Raw genomic sequence first — 12,188 nt, forward strand, 5'->3', positions numbered from 1 at the left:
TGATGAAACCTGACATAGCTGTGTTCAGACTAGAAACAGACTCACCCCATGAACCAATGGTTGTCTGGGTGCTAATCTGGAGAGAGGTGATATCGTCGAATTTGATTTTATAGCCCATCATCCACTCCTAATTTAATCCTGAAAACAGAGCATGTCCAAGAACATTATCTGTGTGAACCAGTTCCTGACCTGTTTGTGAAATCAAAGCAATATCCGTTTCCAAAAGCGAAGCGTAGGTTATTACAAGAGCTGACAGCTCCTTGAACTGTTCCTGATAAAGCTTCATCACTTTAGAGTCTGATGTCGTTTCTGGCAACGTGCTACTGACACCTGCAAGACTTTCTTTTGCGGAAGTAAGGCTAATCACATGACTTCCAAACGCAACATTTGATAACTGTATCGTTCCGAACATGAATTTCACCCCTCTTTCGTATGGAATAGCTTCTCTAGACCCCTTCTTCGATGATTGCTTTCAACTGAGGCTTCATGTTTTGTAGATCGCTCTGAGCTGTTTTGGTTATCTCCAATGCCGATACCAATTTTTCAGTTAACGGTTTGATTTCTTTGTTTGCCGTCCTAATCGATGACTTTAAATTGGAATCATATAACCTAGAGAGATTTCCCCAGTACTCTCTCTTCATCTTGAACCCTTTGTCTACCTTGGTCTTCCTATCAATATAAATATCTACTTCAAATGAACTTTTTATTGACGAAACCGACTGATTAAAGTTCTCTAACTGATTTGACCATCTTTCAAGCGAGGACTGAACGGATTGAAAGGCTGTTGAAAATCCAGTTGACACATCCTTTGCATATGTAGCACTTTTTCGTTCGACTTGTTCATCAAATGCTTGTAAGACATCCTTGACATCATCAAAAATACCCGTTTCTTCAAGATATGCTTGATAGGACCTTGGAACATTTTGAATGGTTAACCCTTCAAGACTGCCCCCTGATTGTATCTGACTACCTAGCCAGTCATCCATAGTTTGGAAATGGTCAGCAAGACTCAGCGTCATTCGGGAAACGTTCTCTACAGCCAAGCTTAACTGGGCCAGATTGGCTTGTTCGATGTTCAAGACCTCCGTTAAGGAGTCACTAATCCCATCTTTTTTCCCTTCACGAAGACCTGTTCCTTCAAAGATTATTTCACTTTTCTTTTTGAGGTTCTTAGCCGTTTCTTCTAGAATATCTGATGATTTCAAAACACTTGGTGTTGGGTTAATCAAGATAAAACCACTAGACTGTTCCGAAGAGGCTTGTTGGGACAATGTCTGACTATAAGAGCTAAGATGACTCAAGGTGCTATTATAAGGAGATAATTCTAAATAAGCTCCTGAGCTAAAATATGCCGGGTGTGGAATAGTATTGCGCAACATTTTTGGAGAGGCTAGCTGTTCAAAAATCGAGCGTTTTGAAACAAGTTGACCCACCGACTCATGCATCCTATAAAACACCTCTGTTAACCGGGTCTCTTTGAAGCGTTGGACAATGCTTTCCTCCACTTTTTGCTTACGAGTTTCAAAGTCACCTTTTATTTTTTCATTTTTCTCTTGGCAAAGTTGGCAAGCTTTAATCATAGCTGGAATTTCTGTCAGAGCTAACAGATTGAGATTGCTTGATAACATCCTTAGTGTGTCAGGACTAATCTCAATCTTTTGACTACCAACTAAGCCAATACTGCCACTTGATAGAAAGAGATTGCGGGGCTTCGTATTAGTCGCTGACAAAGTAATATCTTCTACCCCATCAGAATTAATATCCACCTCTGCATAATAATTTTTCTTATCCACTACTAGACCGTACTTGTCCACCAAGTTACCATGCTTATCAAACTGCCAAGTGGAGAGCCCATGATGATGCAAAAAATCAAGTCCCTCAATATCATTTTCTTTGTAAGGGGCAATAGCACGTGCAATTCCAAGTGGATCACCACCATAGTTTCCTATCCAATCTTTTTCGTTGCGATAGCTAACCAATATGTCAGTATTTGCTTTAGCCCAGGCTATTTCATCCTTAGTTAGCATATTCGAAGGGTTTGGGGCATTAAAGGTTGTCGCAGCCCATTGATTTTTAATGGCAACCATCTGACCTAGATAACCACCTAGTGAATGCCCTGTGGTGTCTATCGTTGCTTGAGGGTATCTTCGACGAATCTCAGTAGCAAAGGCAAGCGCGCTATCAACCTGACTATCGGAAGGAAGTCGAGGAGCTGTCTCGAAATAGTTCTGACCACCTATGACACTATTAAGATCTGTTTGGCGGTCTTTTGCATCCCCAAAATTTGTCCCCGCGTAAGCAATAGTTACGTTATCATAGTCCACCACCCCATTCACCACTGGCGCGACTGCCATGGCCTGCATACCGTTGGCGGTGTTGTCTTCTACAGCGAGGACTTGGAATTTTTTTCCTAAAATTTTATCTCCTTTTTCAATTGGAAATGCCTCTTTGCCACTATCTACCGCATAAACCTTGTCAGCAATCCTATTATAATCTTTATGTGTTATCATTCTCTATTCCTCAAAATAAACTTTCTGTATTTTTGAAGTATTTATATCTTCCTCCCCATTTTTCAGATGTAACTCTTTTCCTTTACTTCTAGAAATATGTTCAGTTACATCTATTTCTCCCCCGAATCCATTAAGGCTAAAGGTTATATAATAAATGTCATTAACAATCGCATCACTACTCCATGTACCTGTAGTATTATTCTTTTCAAAATTTATAAACTCAATTTTTTCAACACCTTCATAATTCTGAGCTAAATACTCTACCATTCTATCCTGCTCTTCTTTATACTTCACTTCTTTATTGCTCTCAGCCATTCCACATCCTCCTAATATTAAAATTGTCATTGCGACTACTAAATTGATAAAAATTCTTCGTTTTTTCACTTTATATCTCCTAATCACAGTTAACAACTGGCGCGACTGCCATGGCCTGCATACCGTTGGCGGTGTTGTCTTCTACAGCGAGGACTTGGAATTGACCGAGGGATTGGTTCTCAGGATCAAAATGGTATGTCTTACTTTCAACTGGATGATATTTTACATCATCTTTTCCTTCGTCTACCCAATATGACTGTTCTGCTAGCCAATTATATTGTTCTTCTGTAAATGACATATCACTCCTCCAGATAAATTACCTTTATTCTAGAAATATCCACGTTCTCTAATAGCTGACTTTTTTGAATTGACTGAAAATCATCAATAGGATTAAGCCCTATTGCATCCGAATCATTACTTAACCGTTCTACCATTTTTAAGCCATTTTTTCTATTGTCAAATTTCCTATTTTCTCCCACATGCAGCACGGATAAAAAGGAACCTAAATGATATATACAAAATTTCTGTTTTCACTATTTCCGTTCCGCTTTCACTACCTTAAACAATTTATCTTGAAATGTATCTTTGCTCTTTTTGTCAAAATATATCTCTGTTATAAAGGTTTTTCCGTTTATCTTTTTTGTTATAACACCATCAGGCTTTTGATGTTGTTCTTTCTGTAAAATGCCTTAACGCATCCATGATAGCTTCTTCTTTCTCAGGTGTACATTGTGGAATAACTTGTTTTTCTTTTTTTGACTTATTATAATTTTCTCTCAACTCTATTCCACATTTCTTTTTAATCTGGGCAATATAGAGTGCTGAAACTTTCAAACCAAATTTTTCTAATATATATTCCTTAATCTGAGCATAAGTAGCTTTGCTCTCCGCACTTGTCAAATCAAGTTCATCTAGCTCTACTTCAACACTTATATGCTTATCGACATTAAGTTTGGACAATAATGCTACCGTCTCCACGTGTGCTGATAGGGATTACCTATATTATGGAACGAATTGAAATTACAAGTTGTTAAGATGATATTATGGAACAAAATACTTGTATTACGCTCGCCATTTTTCCATAATAACTAAACTGGATGTACACTAGCCATCAGACCATGAGCTATAAAACATCTGTCATTTTGAAAGCCTGAAACCATTCTATAGGCAACTGCCCAAAGTAAATAATCACCTATACCAATTACTTTTATTTTATTGTAAAACTCATACTCGCTAATTTTTCTTCTTGAATCAATCGGATGTGTAAGAAACTCACTTTGCAAAAAACTCCATGATGCGCCACCCAAAACTAAATCAGCATGAGAATCAATATGAACAACGTCAAAAGGATCTGAAAGCATTTTACTATTAATAAGTTCTTTCCAAAATATCAGTGCCTAATTATGACCGGTCACCATTCTTCCTGGAATTTTGTGATTTTTTGATAATCCTAAATTTTGTTCTAAAAATTGTCGAACTTCCTCTTCAGTCCATACTGAATCCCCATAGTACTCTTCATCAAGTCTTACTTCACAAGAAAATGGAGTACTTGCTATTTCAGTCATAAAATAATCCATATCTAAATCCAAGACTCTCATATCAACACCTCCTATAAATTAGACAACTTTCGAAAATTGCTATTGTTTACGCAATAACAATGTATTAGAATGCAAATCAACCGATACCACTTTAAATCCTGCTGCTAGGATGGCATTCGGCATTGTATGGGTTGGTGATGGAGTCCAGTATGCAGAATAGTTGTATGCTGACTTACAAAGGTTGCAACCAATAATGGCTTCAATATCAGTAAAGGTCAATGTCAGTTCGGTTTTCCCACAGTTTTCAAGATACTGATTCAACTTTGAAAACTTATCTTTTTCCTTCGGTTCTTCGTCCATTTCACCGACCTGCACAAGTGCATTACTAAGTTCATCACATTTATCAATCATCCAGGCAAAGTATTCTTCCTGCTTTGATGGATTGAACACATCGGCTTCACGCTTATAGATGATGCGTTTTGCCTCACTACCTTCACGGCTGGAATACCAGTCAAGCTTGTTTCCAAAGATTTCTTCAATCTTGTTCTTCTTACTTTCGAGTCTTTCAAACGCTTCTTTATTATAAACATAAATCAGTAAGGATAAATACTTACTGCGTGTAACGGTATAAGAAAGATGGTAATCAGAACCATTCACAGGAATATCATACCAATTCTGTGCCAATGGTTTACGAAGAGCAATGGCAGTATCTCTGCCTTCTTCCTTACAGTATTCTACAAAGCTTGACCAAAATTTAAGTTGAAGCTCCCCTAAATCGCCTACGGGCTTAGAAGGTTGTTTTCCTTTGCTTGATGAATCAGCAGGTTTTTCCGATTCTTCTGATAGCGGGGCTGGGACAGCCCTGCCATCATTTACCCATGTAACATAGATGAGTTTATTCATCTGTTCTGAAGTAAAACTAAACTTCCATCTGTTTTCCATGAACTCCAGAAGTTTCTTGCTTCTCTGATAAATCCGGTCTGCTGTCCAGTCAGATTCCTTGGCAACCTCAATTTCAGAATGCGATCCATTCTGATAACCTCTTCGGACACCGTTCTTGGATGTTTTCTTATCCTCAAAACTATCATTCTGCAATGCTGAATTGATACTCTGTGAAAGAGGAAGTAGGTTTCCAAGAGTGCAGGACAATAATTCGATTTCCTCGCCGCTAAACTGTCTAAATTGATTACGCCAATAGAACCTTGACGGAGTCTGCGGAAGAATATGCTCAATAGAAACTTTGTCCTTTTCAGTCTTTGTAAACATCTCCCAACTCACCTTATCCAGGTTGTTTTTCTTTGCAAGCTGGTACTCATACTCATATAAGAAGTACTTGATAGAATTCCAGTAATAGAAACCGCCCTTGTTATCGAAGTGCTTTTCTATCTTGGTTATAAAGTTCGGAAGTGCATATTCGATATTGGCATCCGTAGTTTCATTGATATCATTGATTAAATCATCAATGTCCATTTCCTTGAGGTAAATGCTGCGTGATGCACGATAATACTCACTGCTTCTGAATGTGGCATTAAAATATCCAAGACGGAAACAAATAAAGATAAATCTCTCAACGGCTGTATACAGTTCAATCCTCTTTTCCGGCTTCAAGTCTCTTCGGCTGATAACAGCCATAATCAATGGTCTGAAATGTCCAATGCCGATGCGGTTCAAACGATCCACCCATACCTTTTCATCATCGGAAAGGTTCTCACTCTGGAATGGAAAGAAAGTATCATACCAGTACTTTGCCATATTTTTCAGACTGTTTGCATAGTCAAGGATTTCTCCATGTTCAAGTTTGGAAACCTCAACAGTTTCTACTTCACCAGATTCATCTTCAATGTCAGTATCCGAATCATAGTCCGTATCACTAACAACCGTCAAGGAGTCATCGGCAACAGCCACCGTTTTCTTTTCAAAAATATTCTTGGCAGAGAACTTGCTCAAAAGGAAATGAATATAGTCATCACCTTTTCTTCTGGAGTAAGCGAAATACACAATCCAATGTGCCCTCAAAAAATCATCATCCGAGAGCGGAGTCTTCTCATTTCTGCCAAGCTGGAAGTACACTTCCTTCCAGGTATCATTAATCTGTTTACGCAGATTCTCTTTATCCATCTTATCGAACTTACTTTCCGGATAAAGAGTTGTCAGGTAAATTAGTCGGTTCTTCAATAATTCCAGGTTTGTGAGTTTCTTACCACGGTTATTCATGGTTTCAAATGCTACAAACACATCGTAATCATCATCGATTTCATGAATGTTAAACATTAGCCTCTGCGTCAGTTTGAGGTATAATTCATTGATTCCATCCATGCCTTCGCTCTCATAGAGGGCGGTCAGATTCTCTCTAAAGAAGTTCTTGGCAAACTTCAGATTTCTTGTGTAGTACGTTTCATTAACGGTCCCGGAATAAGGCTCATTAAAAATTTTGTACTGTAAATAGTCAGAACTAGGGTTGTCCACCTCATAACCGAACAGGTATGTAGTTATCTGCTTATTCGGCGGTCTATGTTGACAAATATATTTGGCAACTACATCTTCCAACGTTTCATATCCCAGCACAATATCCCGGTCGGATAAACCTCCATTCGCTTTTAATATTCTGGAATACTCCACGATTTCATTTAAAAGAATAACAAAAGTTGTCAGTCTCTGCTGTCCATCAACAATATGACAGGGCTTGAATCCTTTTGATTCCATCCAAAGATCACTACCCCACGATGTTGTTTCAGAAGATTTCAGATTCTTAAGAGACAATAAACCTGTATAGTGATATCTTCCTTCTTGAAGATTTACTAAATCATCCCAAAAATCAGTAAGCTGTGATTGCTGCCAAGCATAGCCTCTCTGATAATCCGGAATTCTGAAAAGTCTGTTTTGAAAAAGTAAAGAAAGCGGCTGTAGTTCATTTGCCATTATTTAGTCCTCCTATCCTTTTATCATTCATTAAATTAGTTTTATTATACCACGAAACAACAAAAAAACTGCAACCTTTCGGCCACAGTCACTTACAAATCTACCTCAGTCCCCTCTAAGAATTTTACACTTATCTGCCCATCTTCTGAAATTGTAATACTGTCCAATACCTGACACATCTCATACGAATCGAATTCCCAGGATGGCTTGTTTATCACTTCAGCCAACTTTGTACTATAATGCTTTTCTAGCGGACGATTTTCTTCTAGAATCTTATTCCACTTCCCATGCAACAGATCCACGTTCTCACTCAATAGTTCTACAGCCATTACTACGGCTTTCTCTAACGTTTCTTCATCAATATGGTTATTCTGACAGCCAATCTGTCCTTTGACCCTATATCGATTGTTACATTGCCAAACCTTGCGTTTACCTCGACTGGTGGTCCAGTTCTTTCGACCAAAGGCTGAACCACATTCTTTACAGAACACCTTAGTTGTAAAAGGGTTATCGTCATTTTGCATGATATAGGACTTGAGCTGATGCTCCTCTCGGTAGGCTTTCCTCCTTGCCAATTCCAACTGTACTAATTCCCAAGTGTCTTTGTCAATAATAGCTTCATGGCTATTTTCTACATAGTATTGGTTAACTTGACCATCATTGGCAATCCGTTTCTTAGTCAAAAAATCAACTGTAAAAGTCTTTTGTAATAAGGCATCACCCTTATACTTTTCATTTTGAAGCATTTTCTGTATTGCGCTTGGATACCAATTTGCCTTTCCTGTCCAACCAGGTATTTCATTGTCATTCAAATACTTAGCAATGGATTCAGGACTATACCCCTCTAAGAATTTCTCGTATATGTATTTTACAGTTTCAGCTTGCTGAGGGTTAATGATAAGCCTACCATTCTCATCCTTGTCATAACCCATGAACTTTGTGGTATTCACCCGAACTTCCCCACGTTCAAACTTCTTACGAATTCCCCACGTCGCATTCTCTGAGATAGAGCGTGACTCATCCTGTGCTAAGGAAGAAAGGATTGTAAGGAGAACTTCACCTTTGGAATCCAGGCTGTCAATATTCTCCTTTTCAAAAGTCACACCAACACCCAGTTCTTTCAGCTCTCGGACGTATTTGATACAATCAAGGGTGTTTCTGGCAAAGCGACTGATCGACTTGACCAAAATCCTATCCACCTTACCAGCCTTACAATCTTGTATCAAGCGATTAAAAGCATCGCGTTTTTTGGTATTGGTTGCTGAGATGCCCTCATCCGCATAGATGTCAACTAACTCATAGTCCTCGTGTTTAGAGATAAACTCTCGGTAATAATTAACTTGGTTTTCATAACTTGATAGCTGCTCTTCTTGGTCGGTGGACACTCGGCAATATGCGGCTACTTTGATTTTCTTCCTGTCCTGATGAAGAACACTGGTCTGCACTTTCTTGGCCGGTATAACTGTAATACTTTTCCCCATTTCTATCCCTTTCTATTACTGTAACAGGTGAGGTTATCTCCCAATTTGAAATATCTACTTCTGGCACTCGCATCCCCTGACAAGTTACTTTGCCTTCTTTTATGTATTTGGAACAGCACCAAACAATTTTTTTCTTGTAAGAAACTTGTCTCTTTAAAGTCGAACCACAATGCTGACACTTTAATAACCCCGTAAATTTATAGGTTTTGTTTCTACCTTTTTGCCATCTTCTACTGCTTAGTTTGTCCTGGACTGTTTGCCAATCCTCCATGGAAATAATAGCTTCATGATTATCCTCTATAAAATATTTTTCGAGTTCACCCTGATTCAATTTTTTAGGACCATTCACACCATCGTGAAAATACTTCTGCAATAAGACCGAACCATTGTATTTTTCATTGCTTAACATTTGACGGATTGTGCTGTCATGCCATTTAGCACCTGTAACAGTCGCAACGCCCTTTTCATTTAACAGCTTGGCAATACGGTGAGTACCATACCCTTCAAGGTAAAGTGCAAATATTTGCCTGACTATCAAAGCTTCTTCTGGATTGATAATCAATTCACCATTCTCGTCTAAATCGTATCCTAAGAATCGCTTGGTGTTAATGACTAGCTCACCTCGTTGGAACTTCTTTTGAAATGCCCAACGTTGATTGCCACTCATACTCCTCAACTCGTCCTCAGCAATACTCGCTAATACTGAAAGCATCACTTCCCCTTCACTTGAAAGGGTATGAATGTTTTGTTCCTCAAAAAATATGTCTACTCCTATTGCCTTCAGTTCACGACTAATTTCAAGAACTGTAACCGTGTTTCTAGCAAATCGAGCAATTGACTTGGTATGAATAATATCAATCATACCTTTACGACAATCTTCAATCATGGCTTGAAAATTTGGACGATTATCCTTAGAACCAGATATACCTCTGTCATGATAAACACCTACAAAATCAATATCGTCTCTATTGGAATACAGGTTTTCAAAATACTGTTTCTGATTTTCTAACGATTCTAACTGACTTCCATTAGTCGTCGAAACTCGAATGTAGGCACAGATCCTCTGCTTGTGTTTTTGTTTATTGACTCTAATCTTTTTTACGGACATTTACTCTCCTTCCTATGTAATGGCACACTATATATCACTCTAAAGGGAAAATTAGTCAAGTTATCAGACAAACTAATTCGACCTGATAAATTTATGCCATAGTTCATGGAATACAAATATTCCTCCTACCTTACTAGGTAGGTTTGGGAGTAATTTTTCCGCACTTTTTGAAAAAAAGGCAAAAAAATAAAGCCAGATGTTTCCACCAGGCTTATAACTATATTATGAAATTCTAAACCAACCAACAACTTTACCGAGTTTAACTGTTCCAGTTGAATCGTAGAGTGAGCCATCCGCCATCCATTGACGTTTCACACGACGAGTGATCCCACCACCACCAATTTCCAATTGGTCATTGATACCGTTCTTATTATGGTCAGAATATCCATCAATATTCTGTTCCACACCATCAATACTTTTTCCATCAGAATCTGTCACACAGACACCAATATGACCATATACCAAACCATCCGTCTGAATGACATAAAAATCACCTGCTTTAGGATTCACACCCCAAGCATCGTAGATTACTTGGAAACCATTTGATTTTGCTTTCTTCAAACAATCGATGGCATTAGTATAGGACATATTCTTGTCCGTAAGTTCTTGAACAATCTTATCCACCAAGGCAACACACTGCCCACCATAAGGATTAGATGGAACGGTCACCTTTTGACCGACCTTAGATAAAGCTGACGCAACCACACGGCTTGCAACGCTAGTTGGAATAGCGGTTGTTGTCCTTGAAGCTGCATTGACCTTTAGAGTTTGTCCAATTCTTAAAATATCCGCCTTCTTCAAGCCATTTACCGCAAGAAGGGCATCAACTGTTAAACCAAACTTCCGAGCGATTCCATAATACGTATCGCCTTTCTGTGCTTGATAGGTCTGCTCACTATGGCCTTTAGTTGTTCCTTCTACATCCTGCTCAAGCACCCATGACTTGATTCCATCAAGTAGATAAGCTCTCTTACTGTTGGACTGGTGAATATTCTTCACTTGGAGGATTTTGTAGGTGCGCCCTTTGACCCAGTTGGCGATTTTCTGACCAGTCTGATAATGAGTCGCATGAGGCAACACCCTAAGACTATCACCAATAAGATAGATTGATTTTGAAGGAGTTCCTGAACTCCCAACAGTTGAACTGGGGGGCGAGGGAACTATTGCCTTGACTTCAACTCCTGTTATTGCTGACACAAGACTTCTCGCAATATCCTCTTTCTTGTTTTCAAAAATCGCCATATCTTGTTCATTATCGATGAAGGCAATCTCCACCAAACGATAGGTATATCCACGACTCGCTGCTTGGTTGGCATTATAGAGCCAATCTACCTTCTTAATACCACGATTTTGAAAGTATCGTGAAAGGAGAGATAGGATAGCCATATCTTCCTTGTCTGCTTCTAAAGAAGATTGAATCAAGACTTCTGTACCCTTGGCACTACCATTAAAGGCATTGAAGTGCAATTCAGTAATCGAGTCGTATCCCTTACCAATACTAGTAATACTCCGATAATCATAAACATTTTGTTCGGTTATAAAATCAATCTGTTGTCCACTGTACTTAGCCATTAACATGGCTAATTCTCGAACCTTTCCTGCTTCTGTGATACCTAGTTTGGCATTCACTGCTCCAGGATCATAGCCTGTTCGCCCCTGTCCATGACCACAAATGACCAGATGTTTTCCCATATCTTCTCACCTCTCGTTGATTTGTTTTAAAATTGCTTGTAGTTTCTCAGGTATTGGTAGACCAATTCGAACGGTATTTTCTAGAATGCTTAACCCCTCATTACTGAGATAAAAGAATATAACCATGGTTCGAATTGTTCCACCCTGCTTGATAATAGCTGTATCAATCAGATGACCAATTGAAACTAAAAATAAAATGGCTATCTTTTTAAAGATGCCACGAAAACCGATACTACTTGACAATTGTTTCTCTACAACTGCCGCAAAAATTCCTGTTAGATAGTCAATAATAATGAAGACCAGTAGGGAATATAGAATACCATCCAACTCTCCAAATAGACTACCAATCAAGCCTCCAATCATGGAAAATAAAATCTTATTAAGTGTTAACAATTCCTTCATCGGTCACCTCACTTTCTACTGAACCTTCCTGCACAATGGAAGGGTCTGACCAATCTGGTTGACCGTTCTCATCAAACCGCATCAGATAGAAACAATCATGGAACAGATCAGTAAGGTTCAGTGTTAATGTGATACTGCCCCACTGATTAAATGCCCAAACTGTTTCTGTTGTAACCAACTGCCGCTTTCCATTTTTAATGGCAGGTCGCCTTACTTCTTCAAG

13 protein-coding genes and 1 pseudogene are annotated in these 12,188 nt (G+C 38.7%); all 14 read right to left on the minus strand.

What is annotated here, in order from left to right; all coding sequences use genetic code 11:
* Window positions 1–127: 127 nt before the first annotated feature.
* The 14 genes and pseudogenes from RFK25_RS10405 to RFK25_RS10465 all read right to left on the minus strand — a co-directional run bounded on the left by RFK25_RS10405 (window position 128) and on the right by RFK25_RS10465 (window position 12,164).
* Window positions 128–412, minus strand: coding sequence for a TIGR04197 family type VII secretion effector (locus tag RFK25_RS10405; RefSeq protein ID WP_044693342.1), 285 nt, complete (start codon window positions 410–412; stop codon window positions 128–130).
* Window positions 413–446: 34 nt separating this feature from the next.
* Entirely contained in the window at window positions 447–2,510 is a 2,064-nt protein-coding gene (locus tag RFK25_RS10410; RefSeq protein ID WP_332413338.1) for an SA1320 family protein, read from the minus strand.
* A gap of 3 nt (window positions 2,511–2,513) precedes the next feature.
* Window positions 2,514–2,894, minus strand: a complete 381-nt coding sequence (locus RFK25_RS10415; RefSeq protein ID WP_332413339.1) for a DUF1433 domain-containing protein — start codon at window positions 2,892–2,894, stop codon at window positions 2,514–2,516.
* A 10-nt stretch (window positions 2,895–2,904) separates the two neighbouring features.
* The gene (locus RFK25_RS10420; RefSeq protein ID WP_332413341.1) at window positions 2,905–3,123 is read right to left on the minus strand and encodes a hypothetical protein; all 219 of its coding nucleotides are present in this window, start codon (window positions 3,121–3,123) and stop codon (window positions 2,905–2,907) included.
* A gap of 235 nt (window positions 3,124–3,358) precedes the next feature.
* Complete coding sequence (locus RFK25_RS11780) at window positions 3,359–3,511, minus strand: transposon-encoded TnpW family protein (protein ID WP_079394206.1); 153 nt, start codon at window positions 3,509–3,511, stop codon at window positions 3,359–3,361.
* Window positions 3,480–3,806, minus strand: a pseudogene (locus tag RFK25_RS10425) (23S rRNA (uracil(1939)-C(5))-methyltransferase RlmD); the annotation flags it as partial. The gene RFK25_RS11780 and the pseudogene RFK25_RS10425, both read right to left, overlap by 32 nt.
* Window positions 3,807–3,913: 107 nt before the next feature.
* A complete protein-coding gene (locus RFK25_RS10430) occupies window positions 3,914–4,186 on the minus strand; it encodes a hypothetical protein (protein ID WP_052502387.1) in 273 nt (90 codons plus the stop codon).
* Between the two features lie 36 nt (window positions 4,187–4,222).
* Window positions 4,223–4,423, minus strand: a complete 201-nt coding sequence (locus tag RFK25_RS10435) for a hypothetical protein (RefSeq protein ID WP_052502388.1) — start codon at window positions 4,421–4,423, stop codon at window positions 4,223–4,225.
* A gap of 39 nt (window positions 4,424–4,462) precedes the next feature.
* Window positions 4,463–7,282: a DUF4268 domain-containing protein gene (locus tag RFK25_RS10440; RefSeq protein WP_332413342.1), complete on the minus strand. Its 2,820-nt coding sequence runs from the start codon at window positions 7,280–7,282 to the stop codon at window positions 4,463–4,465.
* Window positions 7,283–7,374: 92 nt separating this feature from the next.
* Window positions 7,375–8,727, minus strand: a complete 1,353-nt coding sequence (locus RFK25_RS10445; protein WP_171995171.1) for a recombinase family protein — start codon at window positions 8,725–8,727, stop codon at window positions 7,375–7,377.
* The gene (locus RFK25_RS10450) at window positions 8,630–9,871 is read right to left on the minus strand and encodes a recombinase family protein (protein WP_044688763.1); all 1,242 of its coding nucleotides are present in this window, start codon (window positions 9,869–9,871) and stop codon (window positions 8,630–8,632) included. Before RFK25_RS10450 ends, RFK25_RS10445 begins: the two co-directional genes overlap by 98 nt.
* A 222-nt stretch (window positions 9,872–10,093) precedes the next feature.
* Complete coding sequence (locus tag RFK25_RS10455) at window positions 10,094–11,563, minus strand: LysM peptidoglycan-binding domain-containing protein (protein WP_332413343.1); 1,470 nt, start codon at window positions 11,561–11,563, stop codon at window positions 10,094–10,096.
* Between the two features lie 6 nt (window positions 11,564–11,569).
* On the minus strand, window positions 11,570–11,965 hold the full coding sequence (locus tag RFK25_RS10460) for a phage holin family protein (RefSeq protein ID WP_332413344.1): 396 nt from the start codon (window positions 11,963–11,965) through the stop codon (window positions 11,570–11,572).
* On the minus strand, window positions 11,943–12,164 hold the full coding sequence (locus RFK25_RS10465; RefSeq protein WP_332413347.1) for a hypothetical protein: 222 nt from the start codon (window positions 12,162–12,164) through the stop codon (window positions 11,943–11,945). The genes RFK25_RS10460 and RFK25_RS10465 overlap by 23 nt, the downstream gene beginning before the upstream one ends.
* Window positions 12,165–12,188: the final 24 nt, after the last annotated feature.

The organism is Streptococcus sp. SS-4456, assembly GCF_036680365.1.
Lineage (GTDB): Bacteria > Bacillota > Bacilli > Lactobacillales > Streptococcaceae > Streptococcus.

Coding starts and splice junctions, on each gene's coding strand:
- RFK25_RS10455 (WP_332413343.1), bottom strand. CDS start 11,563: ATGGGAAAACATCTGGTCATTTGTGGTCATGGACAGGGGCGAACAGGC.
- RFK25_RS10460 (WP_332413344.1), bottom strand. CDS start 11,965: ATGAAGGAATTGTTAACACTTAATAAGATTTTATTTTCCATGATTGGA.
- RFK25_RS10440 (WP_332413342.1), bottom strand. CDS start 7,282: ATGGCAAATGAACTACAGCCGCTTTCTTTACTTTTTCAAAACAGACTT.
- RFK25_RS10435 (WP_052502388.1), bottom strand. CDS start 4,423: ATGAGAGTCTTGGATTTAGATATGGATTATTTTATGACTGAAATAGCA.
- RFK25_RS10430 (WP_052502387.1), bottom strand. CDS start 4,186: ATGCTTTCAGATCCTTTTGACGTTGTTCATATTGATTCTCATGCTGAT.
- RFK25_RS10410 (WP_332413338.1), bottom strand. CDS start 2,510: ATGATAACACATAAAGATTATAATAGGATTGCTGACAAGGTTTATGCG.
- RFK25_RS10420 (WP_332413341.1), bottom strand. CDS start 3,123: ATGTCATTTACAGAAGAACAATATAATTGGCTAGCAGAACAGTCATAT.
- RFK25_RS10450 (WP_044688763.1), bottom strand. CDS start 9,871: ATGTCCGTAAAAAAGATTAGAGTCAATAAACAAAAACACAAGCAGAGG.
- RFK25_RS10405 (WP_044693342.1), bottom strand. CDS start 412: ATGTTCGGAACGATACAGTTATCAAATGTTGCGTTTGGAAGTCATGTG.